We start from the raw sequence: 21,929 nt of genomic DNA on the forward strand, positions 1-21,929 counted from the left end.
ACATGACGCAACCAGTAGTCATAGCTTGGAAGAAATTTCGCACAGGATCACACGAAAGAGTGACGCAAGAGCTCGCCATCACCGCGCTCCGGCTTGTGTCCGAACACCTTTTCTCGCACGACCTCTTCCTCCTGCGACTTCCCGAAAACAGATCGCATCGCTGGGACGACCTGGCTTCTAGCGGACGACGCCCGGTCTGGAAACGACCGCTCTCGATCGTCCCGTTGAACGACGTGATCACCGCTGTCGTCCCGAACTGCGTCGCGGCCGCCAGCACCCGGCCCCGGTGTGGCACGCGTAGCCCGGCAGCAACGGCTGGGCCCTGATGCCCGGCCGCAAAACAGCGGACGACATGTACAAGCCGCTCTACGACCCCGGACCCGACAAGGCCGAACCTCGATTCCACGTGGATCAGCGGAAGCACTCGGAACCTGTCGGTCTGGGTGAACGGTGGCACCGACTACTGGTGCACCAGTGACCCCGGTACCGGGTGGACCGAGGTCTGGCGGGACTGCTGACCCGGACCACACGCGCTGCGGGACCAACGCGACATTCGGTCCCGCAGCACTTCGACCGCGGCCGTAGCACCGAAGACCTCGCCGCCGAGCTGGTGCTGCGCGCCCAACTGGGCTTCGGCTCGACCATGACCGCGTGGCGGCGGTCGCGTGACCGGCACCGAGCCGAGGCCTGGCAGCTGCTGCACGAGAATCTGCTCGCCGAGCTTAACGCCGCGGACTCGCTGGACTGGTCGCGGGCGGTGATCGACAGCTCGCACGTCCGTGCCCTCAAAGGCGGCCCAAAACCGGGGGAGCCCGGTCGACCGCGCCAGAACGGGCTCGAAGCACCACCTGATCCCCGGTGGACATGCCATCTCACTGACCGGCGGAAACCGCAACGACGTCACCGAACTGATCCCGCTGATCGACCAGATCCCGCCGGTACGCAGCAAATGCGGCCGGCCACGGTTCCGGCCAGACGTGGCAGCAGCAGCCGGGGACTTCGGCGGACCGCTCCGCGTCACCATTCCCAATCGCTGGTGTGCACCCGCTCCACCCATTCGACGGGGTCCAGCCACGTAACACTCCACGTGCCGATGCCCGCGTTCAGCACCGGCGGCTGGGTCTTGCCGAGCGGGACCGCGCTCAGCGAGTCGGTGACGGCGCGTGCGGCCCAGCCGATGTCGAGCCAGTGCTCGGTGCGGTCGACGACGTGCCGCCGGCCGATGGCGCAGTTGACCCCATCGCGGCCATGCCGCGATGGGGTCAATGCAGTGCAGCACGCGAACCAGCCGCGCGCCGTCTAACAGCCCGCAGGCCTGCATCACGATCTCCGGGCCGAGGGGTTTCAGCGCCCGCGCGTACTCGTCGATCAGCCGTTCCAACACACTGCCGGTCTGGTGCAACGCGAACTGCACGCGCATCGCGTCGTCCGTCCTGCCCGCCAAAGCGTTGCGGTGCCCGACCATCCTCCTGGCGAACTGGAGTGCGATCGCCCGTGTGTCCACGTCATCCTCACCCGAGTTCGTCGGCGATCGCGTCGTCCTGCGCGCGATAGGGCCGTGCTAGGCGCGCGGTCGACCGCGCCAGTCTCCGCGTTGCGGCCGGCCCCGTCGACCTGCCGGTGCAGCGCAGAACCGAACGTCTTTAGCCCGAAGGCGAATCCGGTCTCCTCGCCGATCAGACGGCCGCGAGACTCAGGGCCGGAGCCAGGATGCGGGAAGTAGATGTCACCGTCCCGGCCGAAGTCGTGCCCAACCTCGACCGCGGACAGCCCTGGATAAAGCGGATGCAGCGGAGAACATGCCGCACGCTCGAACTCTCCCGGTGACGTCCTCGGGTCATCCAGCGCTCGATTGATCTGGGCAATGAGATCCACCGCACAAGGGTAGGCGGGATACCGGCTCGTTGATTGCAAGACCTCATTGACAGCGACGAGTCGCCTCAGCAGCGATTTCGCAGCCAGCAGCCTCGACGATCAGACCAGACAACCTGTGTTTAGGAGGAACACTGCAACAGGGGTCGGAACGAAGACGTTTGAGCAGGTTCACGGCTTCGACCTGACCTCATCCGCTACTCGCTGACGCGAAGCCCGTCACAGCTCGTTCGCCGAAGGTGGAGTCAGTTCGGACCGGGTTGACGCCTGTTCAGCAAGTTCACCCGTTCGTGGTGACCCCATCTGACGTTAGCCAAAACGAAGGAGGCGGCGCCTTCTCCTTGGCTCCCTCATCGGCCTTTTGATCACGAAAATGATGATCAAGCAAAGCTCGTTTCGAGCGCACGAAAAAGCCCGCTGACCTGGGCTTTCACCCAGAATCAGCGGGCTGATTCAGACCGTCGGGACGACAGGATTTGAACCTGCGACCCCTTGACCCCCAGGAAGATCATGCGCCCTGACCTGCAAAAACAGCGGACTCCAGAATCAAGTGACTGATCCGGTCTCGCTGTTTTCTCCGGTGTCGCTGGGGTTGTGGTCCACAGGTGGTCCACACGGAAGCTGCCGCGCCACACCAAGTCGCAGATGCCTGGTTCAACACCGGGGGCACAGACATCGATGCGTCAGCTAGGTCCTGCGAGACCATCGCTAAGCCAGCACGAAAATGGACGAACATCGGATGGATGGCTCAAATTAGAGATCGTCTTCATCCTCCCCTGGATACCCACCGTGACTCTCGATTTCCGGCGGACTGGCGCTCGGCGACGCATCATCGATATTTTCCGACAGCTCTTCATTGAGATTTGTTACCGCTTTTTCTAGCGCCTTCCTGGCAGCTGCTCGCTTATCATCAGAGGTTGCCTCATCCACAGCCTCGGTGTAGCGGATAACCGCAGTTAACGCCTCAATTATGCGATGAGTAAATGAGCTCTCCAACTTTCGGGCGCGCTCAGCGAAATTCTCCTCCATCTCCGAAAGTCGGCGATAATGTTGCTCTTCACCGTGACGAACGACGTCCCGATACTCCGACACAAAACGGCTGGAAACCGCTTCAATCTCTCTATCTATGACCGAAAATCGTCCATCAAAAGCCGCAGTCCTTTCACGAAGGTCCGCCACGTCGCGAACAAGCCTGTTCACACTTTCATCTAATCGCTGAATGGACCCAGCCGACCTTTCGGATGACTCTTCAATTCGCTTGCCCAAAAGTCCAGCGATAACATAGAATGCACCGGCCACCAACGCGGACGCGCTAGCAACCACCGTGATTAAAACAGATGCCGGAATCAATTCCTCCCCTTCCGCGTCGTCCAAAAACGGGAACAACCTGCACCTATATCGCCTACCAATGTCTCCTGTTACCACACACCTAGGATCACCAGGTAGAGCGAAGATCCACAGCTGATCGACGTGTGTCAACGAGTTGGCTCACGCTTGCTGCAACATCGGGGATGATCACAACTCGATCGCCCTGAGAGGCCCCGTGCCGGTCGCGCAGAGTCGAGGCAGCCGACAACCGGCGCTCCATTCATGCGGCGCCACAGGATGACTCAGAGCCCGCTCAGATCCACGCTCGCGCGCTACGCCCACGTAGCCGGGTAGTCGGCGCCGGTCGCGTCATCGGCCGCCCGGCCGACGGCGACCCGGTCGCGGCCGATCAGCGAAAACACCTGTAGCGCAAGGCGTCTGGCCAAGGTTGCAGCTACTCCGCTCCGCCCATGTTGCAGCAAGACGAAGTCGGCTCGGTCGTCACGTCGGTCGCCGGATATCCCGCAGCTGCGCGAGGTACTCCTCCGCGGCTTCCTCACCCGTGAACTGGTGGGCCAGCACGTCGGCGAGATCCTGCGAGACCATCGCCAACGAGGGCAATGACTTCCGGTCGCCAGAAAGCGCGCGGCGACCGTGATCGAGGGCCTCCTCAAGGTCCCCTTCGCGTGCTGCCGCAACACCGAGCGTGATGCGCGCTTCAGCGATGCGCATCGGCGCTCGCGCCCGGCCGGTGTAGTCGGTCGCCCCTCGGATCACTTCATCAGCCAGAGCCCTTGCCAGCCGATCGTTTCCGGTGTGGCGATAGCAATCCATTGCGTAGAAGTCGAACTTCAGCGGATCGACCACGAAGTGGTTGTCGGTGTTCTCGGGGTAGGGCATGCCGTCCAGGAGCACACGACCGCGTTCAAGCGTCGCGGTCATCTCGTCCTCGCGCCCCATGCGCGCAAGGGCCTTCGCCTGCTGAGCAACGAGTTGGACGGCCACACTGTGGTTGCCCGCAGCGGCGATGCCGGCGTCGGCAGCGGCAAGCACGCTTCGATAGTCGTTTGACGTCAGGGCAAACCAGGCTCGCATTTCGTGAGCCCACCCGAGGATGCCAGGACTGCCAACGTCCTTGCCGAGGCTAAGCGCCACCTGGCGAGTCGCTTCAGCAGCACGCCGGTCCCCCAGGTCATACTCAAGGCAGCCGACAAGCAGCGCCAGCCAGCCCGCAAGTTCCAGGGTGTCGCGGCGCTGCCTGAAACTCAGTCGCTGCTCTTGCATCTCCACAATGCGGCGTAGCCACTGCCGCCCCTCAACGATCAACTCCGAAGCGGGCTGGCTGGCGTACTCCGAACACAGCTTGTCGACCGTAATGCGCAAGCCGTCCATCGTGGCTTCGTTGAGGTCCGACACCTGCAACCGGCTGACAATCTCCAGCGTGTCCATGCCCGTGACGGTGAGCAGGTCAGTGACCGCCGGCTGACCCTCTGGAGGGAAGATCGCGGCGGTTACCGTGCCGAGAGCGCCCGCAATAAGCGGGGCATAGCCGTCCTTGCGTGGCTTGTTGTCGCCGCGCTCCCAAGCCTTCCAGCGCCGTTCAAGGTGTTCAGATGCGGGCAGCTGCCGATCGGCGTGGCGACGCATGGCCTCAGCCGCGGCTACCTGAGACATGCCGCGTGCCTCGCGGAGTGCACGAATGCGCCTCGCCCACTCTGGCAGCTGCTCACCCATGCCCGCTCCCCTGCGATCGAGTGCCGTCTCCTCCGAGTGTGGCACCTGCGGGAGGGGACACGACCAGTGTCACGAGGTGACACGGCTGCATCACCACGTTACGGAAGCGACCCCGCTCATGACACTGTGAAGTCGTTTGGTTTCGATGGAACGTAGTCAACGTGACCACAGCAACTACAGCTCACACCAGCACGCGGGAGCAGAGTGCGCTAGCTCTCCCCCAGCTTGCGCTCGACAGCCTCAACGCGGGCGGTCAGTGCCTCAACGGCGCGCTGAAGGTTCGCGATCACGGAATCGTCGGCAGCCTCAGGAAGTGGCTTAGTGCGCACGAACGCACCCTGTCCCTGCCTCGTCACGATCAGGCCTTCGCTTTGCAGCAAGGAAAATGCGTGCTTGACGGTGCCGACAGCCACACCGACTTCAACAGCGATCTTGCCGTGACTCGGCAGTTTGTCACCAGGAGCCAGGCCCCCTGCCGCGATGACACGGCGAAAGTGATCAGCGATCTGCTGGAACGGCGCACGCGAGTCGTTCGGGTCGAGTTTCAGCACGTCAGCAAGGCTACAACCTAGCCAACGATGATGACCATGCAACACCTAGTTGACTAAGTTGTCTACGTTGGCTAAGTTCGCTCTTGTCGCGGTCGTCTCAGGCCGCAGAACTCCAGAAAGCCCCGACCGGTGCGGGAACACCAGCCGGGGCGCACATCGGACACGTTGGAGCGCGACGATGCAGGTTGAGGCTACCCGGCTGTACCGGGTCAAGGCAGTGGCAGACATGTTGGACGTCTCTCAGGCGACGATCTACCGCGCAGTGGAATCGGGCAAGCTCCGCGCAGTTCGGATGGGTGAAGGCGCAGGCGCCGTGCGCATCTCCGGTGACGCCATCAACGAGTACGTGGAGGCGTGCACCATCCGCCCCGTGATCACGGCGGAGGTGGCCTGAAATGGCGCAGTCGACGGTGGGGCGCATCATCCAAGAGCGTCGCCAGCAGCTGGGCATGACGCAGGTCGAGCTGGCCGCGCGGTTGCTCCGAGACCAGACGTGGGTGTCGAAGGTGGAGACGGGCGCCCGCCAGATTCAGCGCCTGGACGATCTGCGGTACGTGGCTGAGCAGCTGGACATTGCGCCGGAGCGGTTCGGTCTGCTCCCGATCACGGCGGAGGTGGCCTGAGATGGCATCCACTTCGATCACCCGTGAGGACTGCCGCGCGTTGCGCGAGGGCCTGGACGCTCTGGGGGCGTCGATCGACCGTTTGATGGTGCTCCGGCGCCGTGAGCTTGCCGAGCGTCGTCGGCGGTTCACGGCGACACGAGAGCTGGTGACCGCATGAGCGCCGCTGTGGCCCGCCTGGCGCCCGCTGCGGTGACGTGCCGCACCGCGAAGCGGACGCCGCTGAGGCGCGTGTTCTCGCCGTGTTCGTTCCGGTTCTCCGACGCCAACGCCACGACCGGCCGATCCTTTGCCCAGTCGCGGTTTCACGAGCTGCCGCAGCAAGTGGCCAGCGTCGTCACCGACCGCCTGCACCTGACGCTGGATGTGTGGGATGCGCTGGTCCAGGACGGTGAGGTGCACGGGTTCGTCGGTGCGGAGGCGGTGTTCGAGGTGTGGCAGACCCGCGAGGGCTGGCGGTCTCGGCAGTTCGCGCGGCCGGGTACCGAGGTGCTGGACGTCGAGGACGACGGGGTGTGGTTCTGATGGCTGCCAACGCTTCTGAGTTCGTGCCGGAGATCGAGCTGTCCGCCTACGAGCGGGAACGCCCGGTGTTCGAGGCGGACATGGCCGAGGTGCGGCGGGTGCGGTTCTACGCGCCCGGTCACCGGTGGCCGCTGGTGCTGGACGGCGCCGAGATCGCCGCCGCGCTGCACAAGGCGGTCGGGCCGCTGCCGCAGGACGTGGACGAGCTGGCGGAGATCGCGTTCTGGAGCGTGCAGCACTACGGCCTTGACGCCGTGGCGGGGTTCGCCCAGGCCACGCGGGACATGCTGGCGCGCACGGAGTCCGGGCAGCTGTCCGGCACCGATCACGCCGTGTTCCTGGTGTGGTGGAACAGCGTCGACCGGTATCGGGCCTGTGTGCGGGCGGCCGGGCGGTTGTGCGCCTACGCGCCGCGTTCGCCGCGTGTGCTCCCGCCCGTGGACGATGAGAAGCCGTGGGAGTTGGCGTGATGGCCATGGTGGGGCTGGACCGGGAGACGCTGGTGGCAGTGCTGTATGTGGCGCCGTTCGACCCGGCCGCCTACACGGCGACGCAGCTGCGTAGGTACGCCGAACTCGTCATCGCTGACCCGGGCTGTGAGATCGGCATGCTCACCGAGGGCCTGCGCCAGGCCAGCCAGGTGGGCAGTGTCTGGCTGGACGCCGGCCGGTTGCGGGTGTGCGAGGCGGTGGCCGACACGGTGCTGTCTACCGGCCAGCAGCGGGCGACGGGTGCGTCGCACGGCCAGGCGGGGGTGGCGTGACGCGCGCGCACCTGGGCAAAGAGGGTGTCGAGCTGTCGGCCAGGTTCCGTGTCGGCAGGCGCGGGCCGACGGTGATCGCGGCGCGGTTCAACATCCCGTTGCGGTTCGAGGACCTGGTCTCGATCCTCTACTCCGCGCCGCTGACCGGTGAGCAGCTGGCCGACGCCGACCGCATCCGCGAGACGGTGCTAGACGTCCTGCTCAACCAGGGGGCGAACAAGGTCGCCGCCGACAAGGCCCGGTTGGAACGGGCGATCGAGAGGCGCGCTGCCGACGTCGACCAGCCCCGGCTGATCACGTGCAAGCGGCGGGTCACCGAGCTGTTCCTCACCGCGGACAACGGGTTGCGGGACTCGCGTGAGCGGTCGGCGATCCTGCGCCGCACGGGCTGACGCGTCGCTCACGCTTCGTGATCACTCGTAGGCCCGACGTCAATTGACGTCAGACGCGCGGATTCTCGCGCACTCGCGTCCTACGCGTGCGTGTGTGTGCGTACGTGCGTCGCGCGCGCGCCAGACGTTGCCTGACAACGGTTCTGACGAACTTCCGTCCCCTCGGGACGATCACCCTCGGTCACCTTTGGAGAGGTCTACGCGCATGGCACCGGACCCCGCACTGGACGGGACACCAGCCCCCGAGCCGCCCGCCGGCCGATGGCTGCGTCCCGTCCGGGACACCGGCACCGACGCAGCACCCGACTTGGACGAGCTGGAACAGCTGGCCGCCCACGCCCGCGAACGCGTTGCCCAGGTGCGGCTGTGGCTGCCGCAGATCGAGGAGGCGGTGTTCGACTGCTACCTCGGCAACCTGGCCGCCCAGCTCGACCCGCACACCGAAGCCGACCAGATCGGCGTCCTGGCGACGCTGCTCGGTGCCGCCGGGGCGCACCTTGGTCCCGGCCCGCACCTGCAACTGGGCTACGAGCGGCACCCGCTGCTGATTTGGCCAATGCTCATCGGGCAGACCGGCGTGGGCAAGAAGGGCACCGCCTACAACGCCGCGAAAGCCCTGCTGTCGTTCACCGACAACGACTTCGTGGCCCAGAACATCCACTCCGGACTGTCCAGCGGCGAAGGTCTGGCGTCGGTGTTCGCCGCCGACACCGAGCCCGGCAAGGCAGGCCGCAAGCCGCGGTTGCTGCCCGACGGGGACTGCCGCCTGCTGGCCTACGAACCCGAGTGGGGAACCGTCATGGCCCGCATGCGCCGCGAGGGCAACACGTTGTCCGCGACGCTGCGCGCGGCCTGGGAAGGCGGCAACCTCTCCACCCTCAACGTGGACGCCCGCGTGGCCCGCCAGTCGCACATCAGCATCAGCGCCCACATCACCCCGAAAGAGTTCCGCGAGAAGGTCTCCGCCGCCGACATGGCGGGCGGCACCTACAACAGGTTCCTACCCATCGCGGTCGCGCAGTCCAAGCTGCTCGACACACCCACGCCGGCCGATCCGACGCTGATGCTCCAACTCGGAGCCTCACTGTTCGACCGGCTCCGGCACGCGGGCAACGTCGGCCCGGTCGGCTTCACCGACGCCGGAGCGCTGGCCTGGCGACGGCTCTACATCGAGTTCGCCAGCCGCGACGGCGACACCGAGACACCCGTCGAGGAGTTCGTCTCACGCGCCGCACCGCACTGCCTGCGCATCGCCGCCATCTACGCCCTGCTCGACCGCGCCGACCGCATCGGCCCGGCCCACCTGGCCGCCGCCTCCGCGCTGGTGCGGTACTCGATCGCGTCCGCTCAGGCCGTTCTCTGTCCTGACGAGGCGATAGCTGCTCTGGCCGCGTTCATCGCTGAGGCCGGACCAAACGGCCGCACCAAGCGCGACATCACCACCAAGTTCAGCAAGAACAGGGCCGCCACGGAGCGATACCGCCGTGCCCTCGATGCCCTCACCGAGGCCGGGCGGGTCAAGGTCATCAAGCGGCCTCGGGCAGACGGTCGGCCCGGCCGTGGCACTGAGGTCTACCTCATCGAGCCAGCAACCCCCGGAACTTTGGGAACTTAGGAAGTTTGGCCTGTGACCAGCGCAAACGCAGATACCTAAGTTCCGCAGGCGGGAACTTAGGTCCACACAAAACCGCAGGTCAGCCCCCAAAGTTCCTAAGTTCCCAAAGTTCCCGCCAATTCACCTCGAAGGGATCACCATGGCCGCCAAGCGACCACCGATCGGCGTCAAGCTGTCGGTCGACATCGAGCACTTGCCTGACCGCCCGACGCCGTACCGCGCTCGCGTGCGGTGGACCGATCCGGTGACCGCCCAACGTTCCTCGCGTTCCCACTCATGTGGGACCGAGGACGAGGCTGTGGCGTGGATCGAGGGCATGCAGCGCGCCGCGGCCGGTGGCGTCGACCCGAACGCGGCGATGATGACGCTGGCGGAGTACGGCACGCCGGACGTTCTGAAGCTCGCGTTGCGAGGCCTGGAGGACAAGACGCTGCCGCCGTACGTGTCCGGCTGGAAGCTCCGCATCGTGCCAGCGCTGGGACACCTCCCGGTTCGGATGATCACGGCGGGCGCGGTGGACCGCGCCGTGATGGATCCGGAGACGGGCTGGATCGCGGAGGAGTGCAGCGTGTCCGTCGTCAAGAACACGCTGGCCATGCTCGTTCGGATCATGGAGCAGGCAGTTCGGGACGGCATCATCGATCGCAACCCGGCGCGGATCAAGGGCTGGCAGAAGCAGTACGCGCGCGTGGAAGACGAGCTGGACGACCCGCGCTCACTCGCGCTGCCAGACTGGCCGACTCTGCTACGTCTTGCCGACGCGCTGGCCGCTCGTTCGGCCGGCGAGTACGACGGCTGGCGCGACGTCGTGCTGTTCGCGGCGTGCACGGCCGCGCGCATCGGTGAGGTGTCGGGCTGCCGGGCGCGGGACATCAACCGGGACGACTGGACATGGACGGTCCGGCGCCAGACGACCACGGCGCCCGGCGGCCTGGTCGACAAGGGCACCAAGGGAAAGCGCGCCCGGTTCGTGCCGCTGATCGAGGAGATTCGCGAGATGGTGGAGCGTCGGATCGCGGCGACGGATGGCACGAAGGACGCGCGGCTATTCGTCGGCCCGCGCGGTGGCCGAATCACCACGGCCGTCCTGCGCGACGCAACACACTGGGACGAGGTCGTGACGAAGCTCGGGTTCGACCACCTCAAGCGGCACAGCCTGCGGCACACCGGCCTGACGTGGATGGCCGACGCGGGCGTGCCGGTCCATCACCTTCAGAAGATCGCTGGGCACGGCTCGATCACGACCACACAGCGATACCTGCACCCGAACCACAACGCGGTCACTGACGCGAGCAAGCTGCTGTCTGCACACCTTCAAAAAACGACCGTGAAGCCGCAACTTCGTGTCGTATAGCGCTCGAATCGCCTATACCACTAGCTTGGCGAAGAGTTCCTCGAAGCGATCCAACGTGTCGGCATCAACCTGCCCGAAGAATGAATCCAGGTCCTTGGTTAGCTGGTGCGCTGGCCAAGCGTGATCAAACTTTCCCCGAGTAAGTTCAATGCGCCGCAAGATCGGCTCAGGAGTCTGCGGAAGATCCGATTCATCGACGGGCGCAAGCGTTCGATTGTAAAGCCACAGGTAATCTTTAACCGTGAACAAATCTTCGATGTCGGCAGTGCCCGGAAGTTCGGGAATTTCACCGAGAATCACAATCTTCCTACGATCAACACCAACCGATTTTGCAACCCGATGAATCCGATCAGAAACTTTGTTGGTCTCCGCCCCATCAACGAGTGCACGCACATCGAGACGCCGCCCAAACAGGGCAATAAATGCTGGCATGTTGGTGACACCACCGATTGGGATGATCGAGATACGAGGATCCAAACCGGCTCGCCCAAGCGACGTCAAGTGGGCAGACATCCTCATGAGATAGACGAAGTCACTGCTTCCCTCAACAACGAGGTGTGGACCTCGACCAAGAAAAAGATGTTGAGCCACCGTATAGCCGATCGCAGCCTCGACAGGCAGGACCGTGCCTCGATCCGCCGATAGGTCAACCGGCGTGATGACGACACCGAGTTCGGGTTCTTCAGTCGTCGCCCGGTCGTGCACAGCACGCATCGTCTCGTACTTGGTTGGATCAAGCATGTGCTGCGAGTGCGTGGTGTAGAGCACCTGCTGATGAGTACCTAGTTCATCAAAGATGTACGACACGAAGTCCCGCTGAGCCTCGCCATGCAAACTGGTACCTGGCTCATCCAGAAGAACCACGACACGCTTATCTGAGTCCTGGTAGACACTGAACGCGGCAAGGAATGAGAAGAACCACTGAAACCCGGCGGAGCGGGTGGCGAAGTTTGTATCGACGTCGTGCCGGGCATCGTGCAGTTCTACCTTGAGGAAGCGGTGACGAATATCCCTGCCGTCCGCAAACTTGCCAACGATTGGCATATCAGTGTCGAATCGAACCGAAAGGGCAGGGTTCTGCTTCCAATACTTCATCACCTGGCGAGTTAGGTCAGAACTAGCCGCCTGCAGCTCAGCCTTGCGAGTAACGTACTGTTCGTCGAGAAAACTCTTGGGGTCCTGCCCTGCCAACTCCAACAAGGCAATCATGGTCTCGTCGCCCTGCTGGATATTATCGTTTTCGACACGCCCTGCCAGCTCCTCCAAGTCAGTTTCACCCTGAAGAAGCTCATAATTCGAAAAGTAAAAGAACTTTGGCAGCAGAGCAGTGATCTCCACGATCTGGGCGTTGGACAACTCCCAGTCGTCAAGCAAAACCTTGTACTTTCCCAGCTCGTCAGCGAGATGCTCCAGCGCGGTGCCCCGCGGGATGTTTCCACTCTGGCGGTACGACGCGCTCAACTCTGCGGCACGAGCGCGCACAGCCTTGATGTCCGGGGAAGCAGCCAGGTCGGCGATATCCTCATGATCGACACCGACCGCACCGCCAGCCGTCTCCACGACCTTCGACAACGGGCACGTGACATCCACCCAGAGGTCGTTGCCATAAGTCCGCCCCGCGCGCACTTCTGTACCTGCCGGCGGCTCGAACCCAAGGATGCCCGCAACTTGCGAGACCTCGCCGCCTTCCAGGGAGAACCAAGCAACGATGGGCTCGACCTCATCGAGATTGTCTCGACGACGATCGCGCGCAAGGCGACGACGCGGGTACTCGACAGCAAGATCAAAGCCGTCGGGGCTGTTGGCTGGATTGAGCCGGTGCAGCGCTTTGAGGACTGTGGTCTTACCGGACTCGTTCTTGCCGACAAGGCAAGTCACGTGGGGCTCCACCTGCATCGTCTGCGCGTCGGTGAAGTTGCGAAATCGCTCAACTTTGATCTTTTCCAAGCGCATGTGATGCGTCCTCGTCCTGGATAGCGGCAGCAGGGCGGATACGCTACCCGCCGGCCGCGACACGAGCGATCGGATTGGTACAGCGACACGAGCACCAAGATGACGCTGATGAACATGCAACAACCGCGCGGCGAACCAGCTTCAGGTCCACAACTGGTCCACAAACGACCTGCACGGCAGATCCTGGCAAGATCAAATATTCGAATGACAAAAGCCCGTCTGATCAGGCCATATGCCTTGATCAGACGGGCTTCCGTCGACCGTCGGGACGACAGGATTTGAACCTGCGACCCCTTGACCCCCAGTCAAGTGCGCTACCAAACTGCGCCACGTCCCGGCCACACTCCCGGTTTCCCGGCGTGCATGAGAAATCCTACAACACCGGGGACAGAGATCAAAAACGACCCCCGCAACCGCCCGCTAGCTGCGGAAATACGGCGGGGACCCGAAGTTCGGGTCCCCGCGTCCCTCGGTCCGACCGATCCCCCGATCCTCGACCGACACCCCGAACTATGCGGTGGCGGCGTCTCGGGTGCTACCTCCGAAAGTCGAGTCTCGTCCGTCAACCTTCGGCTTACCGGGCGGTAGGACCGCGCTGACGCTGAAGCCTCCGTCTGCCCTGTAGGAGGTGGTCAGGGTGCCGCCGGCCAGGCGTACTCGTTCTGACAGGCCGTGCAGGCCGGCGCCTCCGCCTTCTGCCAGTGCTGGTAGGTCGCCTGGGCCGTTCACCACTGAGACTCGGACTGGGGTGGATCGGTCCACCGTCACTGTCACCGAGGCGCCTGGGGCGTGTTTCGTCACGTTGGTGAGGGACTCTTGGACCACTCGGAAGAGAGCTCTGGAGACGGCTGGCGACAGGGCTGTGTCGCCTGTTTCCGACAGGGTCACGGTGACGCCTGCTGTTCGGGCTCTGTCGATGAGTTCTTGTAGCGACGGGTAGGTCGTGTCGGAGTTGAGGAGGCCCAGGGCTGCTCGCATTTCGGAGAGGGATTCCTTTGCCAGCGCACGTAGTCGTAGTGCTGTCTCGCGGACTGTCTGGTCGGTGGCGGTGGCGGCCAGGGCTGCGGACTCCACTGCGATGAGGGTGGCGTGGTGGCCTACCGCGTCGTGGATCTCGCGGGCTATCCGGGCTCGTTCCGCGGCACGAGCCGAGGTCTCTTGGGCCTCTAGTTCTGCTGCTCTTGCTCTGCGGGTTTCGTAGAGGGACTGGGTCAGTTCCTTGCGGGTGGTGAGGAGGGCGCCGAGGGCGGTGGGGGCTGCTGCCAGGCCGAAGGCGAAGGCTGTGGCGAGGAGCAGGGGGCCTGGGGGGATCGTCTCGGTCAGCAGGACCGGGGCTATCGAGGCCGCTGTCAGCAGGAGGACCCAGAAGACTTGGACCGGGATCGACTTCTCCCTGCTGCCCAGGCGGTACTGGGCCACGAGGGTGGGGACCCAGCCCAGGCCGCCTGCCACCGCTGGGACGCAGACGAGGGACGCGAGCCACGGCCAGCGCAGGCGGAGAGGGAGGAGCAACGCGGCGGCCACCGCTGCCCAGAGGGACCACGCGAACGGGCGGTCTTGGGTCAGGAGGACTACGCCTGTGGTCGTGCCTACGGTGAGGAGCTCGCGCGCCACTGGTTTCACCAGACACCGACCTGGTGGGCGACGAGGGCCGCCTGCACCCGGTTCTCCACGCCCAGTTTGGTCAGGACGGTGGAGACGTAGCTCTTCACCGTCGCCTCGGAGAGGCAGAGGTTCTCGGCTATCGAGTGGTTCGAGCGGCCGGCGGCCACGAGTTCCAGGACCTGGCGTTCGCGGGCCGACAGCGAGTCCAGCTGCCGGTTGGCGCGGAAGCCGCGGAGTCTGGGGAGCAGGCGCGCGGTTATTCGCGGGTCCAGGACGGCTCCGCCTGCTGCCAGGTCCATCACGGCGCGGACCAGGGCTTCGGGTTCTGCGTCCTTCAAAAGGAAGCCCTGTGCGCCCAGGTCCAGTGCGGTGGCGACGTAGTCGTCGAGGTCGAACGTGGTCAGTACGGCTATCGCGGGCGGGGTGGCCCAGGTTCGCAGTCGGCGGACTGCTTCCAGGCCGTCCACGCCGGGCATCTGGACGTCGACCAGCACCACGTCCGGCAGGTGGGTCAGGGTCGCTTCCACGAGTTCGGCGCCGTCGGCTGCCTCGCCCACGACCTCCACTCGTCCGTCGGCTTCGAGGAGGACCTTGAGGCCCCGCCGCAGCAGGGCCTCGTCGTCGGCTAGCACCACTCGTACGGCCACGAACCCAACCAACCGCACCCCGTCACAAAGGGCAACCAGCCGGTCGGGTCGTCATCCGGAAACCAGGGAAACCAGAGAAACTAGGAACTACGGAGAACTACTTCTTGGAAGCGCCGGCCTTCTTCTTCTCGCGCACGCGCACGGAGATGCGGACCGGGCTGCCCTCGAAGCCGAACTCCTCGCGCAGGCGGCGTTCGATGAACCGGCGGTACGACGCCTCGAGGAAGCCCGTCGTGAACAGCACGAACGTCGGCGGGCGGGTCGAGGCCTGCGTCGCGAACAGGACCTTCGGCTGCTTGCCGCCGCGGACAGGCGGCGGGGTCGCGGAGATCAGTTCGGTCAGCCACTGGTTCAGGCGGCCGGTCGGGACTCGGGTGTCCCACGAGTTCAGCGCGGTGCGCAGGGCCGGGGCGAGCTTGTGCACGGCGCGGCCGGTCAGGGCCGAGATGTTGACCTTGTCCGCCCACGGCACGCGGACGAGGCCGCGCTCGAGTTCGCGGACCATCTCGTTGCGGCGGTCCTCGTCGACGAGGTCCCACTTGTTGAACGCCAGCACGCACGCGCGGCCGGACTCGACGACCATCGTCAGGACGCGCAGGTCCTGCTCCGCCAACGGTTCGTGCGCGTCCAGCAGCACGACCGCGACCTCGGCGGTCTCGATCGCGGACTTGGTGCGCAGCGAGGCGTAGTACTCGGCGCCGCCGGAGAACTTGACCCGCTTGCGCAGGCCGGCGGTGTCGACGAAGCGCCAGATCTCGCCGTCGAGCTCCACCAGCGAGTCGACCGGGTCGACGGTGGTGCCCGCGACCGAGTCGACGACCGAGCGGTCCTCGCCCGTCAGGCGGTTCAGCAGCGACGACTTGCCGACGTTCGGCTTGCCGACGAGCGCCACGCGACGGGGACCGCCGCGGCCGCCTCCGAAGTCGTCGCGCGGGGTCTCGGGCAGCCTGTCGAGGATCACGTCGAGCAGGTCGCCGGAGCCGCGGCCGTGCAGGCCGGAGACCGGGTACGGCTCGCCGAGGCCCAGCGACCACAGCGACGCGATGTCGGCCATCAGCCTGTCGTCGTCCACCTTGGACGCGCACAGGATCACGGGCTTCTTCGACCGGCGCAGGACCTTCGCGACGGCCTCCTCGGTCGACGTCGCGCCGATCGAGCCGTCCACGACCAGCAGGATCACGTCGGCGGTCGCCATCGCGAGCTCGGCCTGCGCGGCCACGGAGGCCTGCAGCCCGACCGCGTCCGGCTCCCAGCCGCCCGTGTCGACCACGGTGAACTTGCGGCCGTTCCACAGCGCGTCGTACGCGACACGGTCGCGCGTCACGCCCGGTACGTCCTGCACCACGGCCTCTCGGCGGCCGATGATGCGGTTGACCAGCGTGGACTTGCCGACGTTCGGCCGTCCGACCACCGCGAGCACGGGCTGTGGCGGCGCAGACTGCTCGCCCTCACCGCCGTCGAGGTCGTCGAAGGCTGACCAGTCGGCCTCGTCCTCCCAGGTGCCGTCCAGGTCCGTCATCGTCTTCCCTCATCACTCATGCGTTGTCCATCGAGTTCGGCGACCAGTGTCGCCAGGCGATCGCGCACCTGCTCGGTGGCAACGCCGAGGGCCGCTCGCCCCTTCCCGTCGGGAAGGTGGAACGGCTCACCGATCAGCACGTCGACCTCGGGCCTCCAGCCCTTGGCCTGGTAAGTCCCGCGGCAGGCGATCGGCAGCACCATCGCGCCGGACGTCTTGGCCAGCCACGCGGCGCCGTTCTGCGCGCTCGCCACGTCGCCCTCACCGCGGGTGCCCTCGGGGAAGACCCCGATCACACCACCGGCTTTGAGCACGGACAACGCGCTGGTCAGCGCAGTGCGGTCGGCCTCTCCCCGCTTCACGGGGATCTGCCCGATCTTGCCCAGGAGGTAGCCGACGACGCCCTTGAACATCTCCTGCTTGATCAGGAACGTCACGCGCCGGGGCAGCACCCCGAACAGGATCGGCCCGTCGGCCATCGAGCTGTGGTTGGCGACGACGACCACGCCGCCGCTCAAGGGTACGCGGTCACGTCCGTGCACCCGAATCCGGAACTGCCAGGCGTAGGGAACCCGCCCGATCCAACGCCCCAGGTCGAACAGCCAGGGCACCGTCCCCCTGGGAACGCTCACCCGGTCACCCGCAGCCCACCGCGTTCCACGAGTTCCAGCAACGCGGCGATGGTGCCCGCGAGGTCGAGGTCGGTGTTGTCGAGCACGACCGCGTCGCCGGCCGCCTTCATCGGCGACACCGCGCGCGTCGAGTCGTACTTGTCGCGCCGCTGCACGTCGGCCAGTGCGGCGTCCACAGTGGACACACGTCCGGCGGCGCTGTCCTGCTTGGTCCTGCGCGCCGCACGGGCTTCCGCCGACGCCGTCAGGTAGACCTTCAACGGGGCGTCGGGCGTCACGACGGTGCCGATGTCACGGCCCTCGACGACGATGCCGCCCACGTGGTCGACGGCGTCCGCGATGATCGCGCGCTGCTGGGCCACGAGCAGTTCCCGCACGTGCCCGGTCGCGGAGACGGGCGAGACCGCGAGCGACACCTCGGGCCCGCGGATGTCGGACGACACGTCGGCGCCGTCGAGCGTGATGCCCGGCCGCTGCGGGTCGGTGCCGACGACGAGCACGGCGTTCTCCGCGACCGCGACGACCTTGTCGGCGTCGGCCGGGTCGACGCCCGCGCGCAGCACCGCCAGCGCGATCGCCCGGTACATCGAGCCGGTGTCGAGGTAGCGCGCGTCCAGCGCCATCGCGAGGCGCCTGGCCACGGTGGACTTGCCGGTGCCGGCCGGTCCGTCGAGAGCGACCACACCGCGCAACTGACCCTGGCCCACAGCAGCTCCCTCCGAGACACCCACGGTTCACATTGTGCCTGGTGCGGACGCTCACACCGCAGGCGGGACAGTCCACGCAGCACGCGGTCCTCCGATGCGGGCGAGATCGTCCTGTTGGGTGAAGGGCTTTCTCGAGGACCGGCTGCGCGGTGTACGGTGCGGTCAGGCGGCTGCGGCAGCCTTGAGGCAGCTCCGACGTCCCGGCTGGAGCAGGTGCCTTCTAAGCGCGTCATCGGGCGCGTACCGCGACTCATCAGCGTGCTGCGCGGGGTCTCCCCTCATGACTCGGCAGCGCCGGCCGGGCGGCTGCTGCGGAGGCTTCTGTGGTTCGGACACGACCGAATTCGCTGCGAACGCGCTTGGAGCTGCGTTCGATGTGCACGGGTGAGCCTGTCAACGTCGCGCGGCGTCAGCTCCTCGAAGAGGGCGGACCGCTCATTCCCGCCGCCGTCAACGGCCAGCACCAGTTCGAAGCGGCCCTGCTACCCATCATCAAGGCGGCGAGCGCCGAGTTCGCGCGCGACCGGCGACCTGGGTGGACCGGCGCGGCGGTCAAGGAAACGAGGCTGCGCACCGACTCGCTTTCGCTCCACGTCGCCGACGAGGTGCTGGACCGGGTTCTCGCCGCGGCACTGCCGGTCGCGACCTCCTCCGGCCTGCGAGGAATTCCAGGGCTTCGTCCCGAGGCTGGACGGGACTTCCTGGATCTGAACGTGGTCGACACGGACGGAGATCGCACCGGGCACATCCGTCTGCTGGGCGTGGCACCCAGACGATGGCGCTCGCTGCAGCAACAGCTCGAGCGGAGGCAGCAAAGACCTGAACCCGTGTGGAAGCGACGCACCGGCCTGCACGACGCCGAGTGGCGGTCGCTCGACAACGCGGCCACCGCACCTACCGACCTGATGAGCGCGGTGCTTCGCCGTTTCCCGCTGTGGCGGCATTCCGCCTGGCTGGACAGTGCCGTCGACAACGGAGGCCTGCGCGTGCGCTGGCAGCACGGTCTGCCGGACGAGGTCGTGATCGCGATCCTCACCGAGTCGTTGTGCCGGATCCCTGGGGTGACTGCCGTCCGGGAACAGCTCTCGGACCAGATGCGCAGCATCCTGCTCTCGTACGCCGAGGTCGCCGCCAACACATCGCACGAGGATGCGTGGGCCTGGGTGCAGTTGCAGGCGCTCGACCTCGCGGCGTCTGCCGCTCTCGACTCCACAGAGTTCGCACTGCTGCCGGAGGTATGGGATCACCAAGAAATGAGGGATGCGTTGGCACGCAGGGAGATCAGTCTCGTGTACCGGCTCCTGCGACGCCACGGCGTCTCAGCGGAACAGATCTCCGCGCTGACCGGGCAGTCGACGGCGGAAGTGGCTGAGGTGCTCCAGGGCCGCCAGACCATGGCGTGGGACGCCCTCAGCCAGATCGCACGTGGATTGGGCGTGCCACGGGGATACATGGGCCTGGCCTACGACGAGCTGATCGCGGTCCGGCTGGCCAAAGAGTCAGAAGCTCCGAAGTTGGCGCCGAAGGTGGACTCCAGCGAGTCGGAGAAGCGACGAAAATTCCTCGCGCACGCCGCCGCGGTCACCGTAGGCGTAACGGCGTTCGGCGGTTCCTCGTGGGCTTCGTCGCCCACGTCAACCTCTTCGCCCAGTCACATCGGTACCGGCGACGTGCGGCAGGTCGAGGCTGCGGTGCGAGCGCTGCGTTCGTTGAAAGACAACTACGGGGCAGGTTCGGGTCACGACGCCGTGCTCGCCCAGTTGTCGTGGGCACGCGGCATGCTCAAGTCGAAGGCGAGTCAGAAAACGCGGCAACGACTTCAGATCGCCTTGGCCGAGCTTCACGATCTGGCGGGGTGCATGGCGTTCGAGAACGGCCTGCGCACGTCCGCGCTCGAGCACTTCACCCGCTCGCGTGACCTGGTGCGACTCAGCCAGGAAGAAGGCCTCATCGCCGGCGTCCTGGACAGACTGGGCGGCGGCCGCCTGGTGATCGCCGGAGACCACCGGCCGGGGGCTGGCCAGCTTCGCGTCGAGCAGGGATCCCATCTCGGTCCTCGCGTGAAGGAAGCCTGGCGAGCGGCACGGGACACCTTCGGCCCTCAGTTCTCCCTGCACGACCTGTTGAACAGCGACGAGGGAGTGGACTTCCTCCGTTGACCGGAGCCGGTTCCCCGCTCCGATCGGGCGGGGAACCGACAGCCGCTCGCTGTGCATCAGTCGGTGTAGGAGACGCGTGCCGGAGGAGTCGTCAGACGAAGAGAAGCCGGAAGGCAGACCGGACCCGGACAACGAGCGAGCGAAGGATCGAAGAGTCCTGGTTCTCGGGAGCTTGATCCAAGTCGCCGTGCTGGTCGCTGATCTGGCCGACCTTGTGTCCAGGTGGTGATGGGGGTGGCACCCGCGACCGGGTGCCACCTGCCGGCCCACGGTATCGATCGGTGGAATCCGCACAAGGCACGCATGGCCCGCGCCGATCTGGTGTGCGCATGACCCGATTACTCGAAAGGGCTCCAGTGACCACCACCGAACAGCACAGCGCCGTCGAGGCGTTGCTGCACCGCACGCTCGCCGCGCACAAGTCGATGTTCCTCGCCACGGCGGGTTCGGACGGCTCGTGGGTGAGCGGCGTCTACTTCGCCGAGGACGGGCCGCACACGCTCGTGCTCGTGCTGGAGGAGCGCGGCCGGACGCTCAAGGCGATCAAGGAGAACCCCGAGGTGGCGCTGGTCGTGTCGACCGGGTCGCCGATGGAGCCGTTCCTGCAGGCCCAGGGCACGGCCGTGGTGGTCGACGGGGCCGAGGACGAGGCCGTGCGCCGTCACCTCGTGGCCAAGGTGCCCGAGGTCGCGCCGTTCCTCGCCACGCCGATCCGCACGGTGAAGGTCTCGGTGCCGGTGTGGCGGGTCACGGACATCCCCAACGGGTGGTTGCCGGGCAAGGACTTCAGCGCCTGAGGTCGCCGGAGCCCCGCTCGTCCGGGCGGGGCTCCGCCAGCCGGTGGAACTCCTCTTCGGAGATCGGCAACGTCTCCCCGCTGAACGAACCGCTCGAGTACTTCCAGCCGTCCGGCGTCCACCGCTCGTACTCGAGTTCGTACGGGTTCGGCAGTTTCCTGACCAGGAACAGGACGTTGGCGAAGTCGTAGACGTCGTCCTGCCCGCGGAAGACCGCCTGGTAGTCGTGAGCCTGACCGCGGAACCTGCGCGATCGCCCCATCAGTGTGGCGACGTAACGCGCGGTGCTGAAGCCGCGGGCGCTGAGCTCCTCGACCCACCAGGTCGGCTCCAGCCGCCCGAGCAGGTCGGTGGGCTGCCAGCCGAGGTCGTCGGTGGCCTCGTCGCCCGATCCGGTGCGGCGCATCACCACGTGGCGGTAGAACCCGTCCTCGGCGGTGAGGCCGAGCCAGACGTCGAAGTACCTGGCCTCGGCGGTGTCCCTGCCCCGGCTGATCCGCTCGGCGTCCTCGCGGCCGACCGGCAGCACGTGCTTCTTCCGCGGTGCTTTGCCCAGTACCCACTCGCCGTCTTGCAGGTACGTCTCGAAGTCGCCTTCGCCGCTCGCGGGGCACCGCAACAGGGCGTGTGCGCGATCGACGTCCACGACGTCGCCCAGTCGGTCGAACTCGGCGAAGTAGTAGTGGCCGTCCACGGGTTCGGCTCGCCGCCGTGCCGCCAGCAGCGCGATGATGCCGGCGAGGCCGTCCCGCTCGAAGGGTGCCAGCTGCACCGCGAACCGGTGTTCTGGCGCCAGCTCGTCGACCACGGCGTACGCGGACCGCATGTCGACCACGTCGGCCTGCTGCCGGAACACCGCGTAGCCACCGCCCTCGAACCCGTCCCGCGACTCCGGCGGTTGCTCGGGCCGCTGGGCGTCGGTCCGGCGCAGGAGGTGCTCGACCTCGGCCGGGGTCACCTCGCGGTAGCTGTCGTAGGAGTCGCGGTCCGAAGTCCTGGACAGGCCGCTGCTCCGGCTCCACCTGCGGTGGCCCTCGTACCGCTGCTCGTCGTAGCCGGTGACGGAGCGGTAGAGCCCCTCCGCCAGGTCGATGTCGGACGTGCCACGCCCGTCTTCGAACAACGCGTAATAGCGGTATTCGGCCAGATACGGCTGGAACACGCGATCACCCC

The 21,929-nt window shown here is 66.2% G+C and carries 22 protein-coding genes, 1 tRNA gene and 1 pseudogene; 12 read left to right on the top strand and 12 right to left on the bottom strand.

The window, feature by feature from the left end:
* Positions 1–637: 637 nt before the first annotated feature.
* Positions 638–974, top strand: a pseudogene (locus tag IEY88_RS44405) (IS5/IS1182 family transposase); the annotation flags it as partial.
* Positions 975–1,017: 43 nt separating this feature from the next.
* Here IEY88_RS44405 and IEY88_RS24410 read toward each other — a convergent pair.
* The 4 genes from IEY88_RS24410 to IEY88_RS24425 all read right to left on the bottom strand — a co-directional run bounded on the left by IEY88_RS24410 (position 1,018) and on the right by IEY88_RS24425 (position 5,465).
* Entirely contained in the window at positions 1,018–1,266 is a 249-nt protein-coding gene (locus tag IEY88_RS24410) for a hypothetical protein (protein WP_189157119.1), read from the bottom strand.
* Positions 1,267–2,625: 1,359 nt separating this feature from the next.
* A complete protein-coding gene (locus IEY88_RS24415; protein ID WP_189157120.1) occupies positions 2,626–3,258 on the bottom strand; it encodes a hypothetical protein in 633 nt (210 codons plus the stop codon).
* A gap of 423 nt (positions 3,259–3,681) precedes the next feature.
* Entirely contained in the window at positions 3,682–4,914 is a 1,233-nt protein-coding gene (locus tag IEY88_RS24420; protein WP_189157121.1) for a helix-turn-helix domain-containing protein, read from the bottom strand.
* Positions 4,915–5,123: 209 nt separating this feature from the next.
* Positions 5,124–5,465 (bottom strand): GntR family transcriptional regulator, encoded by a 342-nt coding sequence (locus tag IEY88_RS24425; RefSeq protein WP_189157122.1) that lies wholly within the window; start codon positions 5,463–5,465, stop codon positions 5,124–5,126.
* 178 nt (positions 5,466–5,643) lie between these two features.
* Between IEY88_RS24425 and IEY88_RS24430 the strand changes: the two genes are divergently transcribed.
* The 9 genes from IEY88_RS24430 (at position 5,644) to IEY88_RS24470 (ending at position 10,737) form a co-directional block, all read left to right on the top strand.
* Positions 5,644–5,859 carry a helix-turn-helix domain-containing protein gene (locus tag IEY88_RS24430; RefSeq protein ID WP_229693702.1) on the top strand — a complete coding sequence of 72 codons (216 nt, stop codon included), beginning with the start codon at positions 5,644–5,646 and terminating at the stop codon, positions 5,857–5,859.
* Position 5,860: 1 nt separating this feature from the next.
* Positions 5,861–6,088, top strand: a complete 228-nt coding sequence (locus tag IEY88_RS24435) for a helix-turn-helix domain-containing protein (protein ID WP_189157123.1) — start codon at positions 5,861–5,863, stop codon at positions 6,086–6,088.
* Between the two features lies 1 nt (position 6,089).
* A complete protein-coding gene (locus IEY88_RS24440; protein WP_189157124.1) occupies positions 6,090–6,248 on the top strand; it encodes a hypothetical protein in 159 nt (52 codons plus the stop codon).
* Positions 6,245–6,613 carry a hypothetical protein gene (locus tag IEY88_RS24445; RefSeq protein ID WP_189157125.1) on the top strand — a complete coding sequence of 123 codons (369 nt, stop codon included), beginning with the start codon at positions 6,245–6,247 and terminating at the stop codon, positions 6,611–6,613. Before IEY88_RS24440 ends, IEY88_RS24445 begins: the two co-directional genes overlap by 4 nt.
* Positions 6,613–7,083, top strand: coding sequence for a hypothetical protein (locus IEY88_RS24450; protein ID WP_189157126.1), 471 nt, complete (start codon positions 6,613–6,615; stop codon positions 7,081–7,083). The genes IEY88_RS24445 and IEY88_RS24450 overlap by 1 nt, the downstream gene beginning before the upstream one ends.
* Complete coding sequence (locus tag IEY88_RS24455; protein ID WP_189157127.1) at positions 7,068–7,376, top strand: hypothetical protein; 309 nt, start codon at positions 7,068–7,070, stop codon at positions 7,374–7,376. The genes IEY88_RS24450 and IEY88_RS24455 overlap by 16 nt, the downstream gene beginning before the upstream one ends.
* Positions 7,373–7,768: a hypothetical protein gene (locus IEY88_RS24460; protein ID WP_189157128.1), complete on the top strand. Its 396-nt coding sequence runs from the start codon at positions 7,373–7,375 to the stop codon at positions 7,766–7,768. The genes IEY88_RS24455 and IEY88_RS24460 overlap by 4 nt, the downstream gene beginning before the upstream one ends.
* A 205-nt stretch (positions 7,769–7,973) precedes the next feature.
* Entirely contained in the window at positions 7,974–9,383 is a 1,410-nt protein-coding gene (locus IEY88_RS24465; protein WP_189157129.1) for a DUF3987 domain-containing protein, read from the top strand.
* A gap of 139 nt (positions 9,384–9,522) precedes the next feature.
* Complete coding sequence (locus IEY88_RS24470) at positions 9,523–10,737, top strand: tyrosine-type recombinase/integrase (protein ID WP_189157130.1); 1,215 nt, start codon at positions 9,523–9,525, stop codon at positions 10,735–10,737.
* 12 nt (positions 10,738–10,749) lie between these two features.
* On the opposite strand, the gene IEY88_RS24475 is transcribed toward IEY88_RS24470, so the two are convergent.
* The 7 genes from IEY88_RS24475 to cmk form a co-directional block, all read right to left on the bottom strand.
* Entirely contained in the window at positions 10,750–12,690 is a 1,941-nt protein-coding gene (locus IEY88_RS24475; protein ID WP_189157131.1) for an ATP-dependent nuclease, read from the bottom strand.
* Between the two features lie 263 nt (positions 12,691–12,953).
* Positions 12,954–13,027: transfer RNA gene (locus tag IEY88_RS24480), tRNA-Pro, on the bottom strand.
* A gap of 173 nt (positions 13,028–13,200) precedes the next feature.
* The gene (locus IEY88_RS24485; RefSeq protein ID WP_229693703.1) at positions 13,201–14,109 is read right to left on the bottom strand and encodes a sensor histidine kinase; all 909 of its coding nucleotides are present in this window, start codon (positions 14,107–14,109) and stop codon (positions 13,201–13,203) included.
* A gap of 200 nt (positions 14,110–14,309) precedes the next feature.
* Positions 14,310–14,942 (bottom strand): response regulator, encoded by a 633-nt coding sequence (locus IEY88_RS24490; protein ID WP_229693704.1) that lies wholly within the window; start codon positions 14,940–14,942, stop codon positions 14,310–14,312.
* 97 nt (positions 14,943–15,039) lie between these two features.
* Complete coding sequence (der, locus tag IEY88_RS24495; protein WP_189157134.1) at positions 15,040–16,461, bottom strand: ribosome biogenesis GTPase Der; 1,422 nt, start codon at positions 16,459–16,461, stop codon at positions 15,040–15,042.
* A complete protein-coding gene (locus IEY88_RS24500) occupies positions 16,458–17,093 on the bottom strand; it encodes a lysophospholipid acyltransferase family protein (protein WP_189157135.1) in 636 nt (211 codons plus the stop codon). Before IEY88_RS24500 ends, der begins: the two co-directional genes overlap by 4 nt.
* On the bottom strand, positions 17,090–17,776 hold the full coding sequence (cmk, locus tag IEY88_RS24505; RefSeq protein ID WP_189157239.1) for a (d)CMP kinase: 687 nt from the start codon (positions 17,774–17,776) through the stop codon (positions 17,090–17,092). Before cmk ends, IEY88_RS24500 begins: the two co-directional genes overlap by 4 nt.
* A 398-nt stretch (positions 17,777–18,174) precedes the next feature.
* Here cmk and IEY88_RS24510 point away from each other — a divergent pair, with 398 nt between their 5' ends.
* Together IEY88_RS24510 and IEY88_RS24515 are read left to right on the top strand one after the other, a co-directional pair.
* Positions 18,175–19,959, top strand: coding sequence for an NsdA family TPR-like regulatory protein (locus IEY88_RS24510; RefSeq protein WP_189157136.1), 1,785 nt, complete (start codon positions 18,175–18,177; stop codon positions 19,957–19,959).
* Positions 19,960–20,315: 356 nt separating this feature from the next.
* On the top strand, positions 20,316–20,756 hold the full coding sequence (locus IEY88_RS24515; protein ID WP_189157137.1) for a pyridoxamine 5'-phosphate oxidase family protein: 441 nt from the start codon (positions 20,316–20,318) through the stop codon (positions 20,754–20,756).
* On the opposite strand, the gene IEY88_RS24520 is transcribed toward IEY88_RS24515, so the two are convergent.
* On the bottom strand, positions 20,746–21,918 hold the full coding sequence (locus tag IEY88_RS24520) for a hypothetical protein (RefSeq protein WP_189157138.1): 1,173 nt from the start codon (positions 21,916–21,918) through the stop codon (positions 20,746–20,748). The genes IEY88_RS24515 and IEY88_RS24520 overlap by 11 nt on opposite strands.
* Positions 21,919–21,929: the final 11 nt, after the last annotated feature.

Origin of the sequence: Lentzea pudingi (genome assembly GCF_014646255.1) — a bacterium.
GTDB classification, from domain to species: domain Bacteria; phylum Actinomycetota; class Actinomycetes; order Mycobacteriales; family Pseudonocardiaceae; genus Lentzea; species Lentzea pudingi.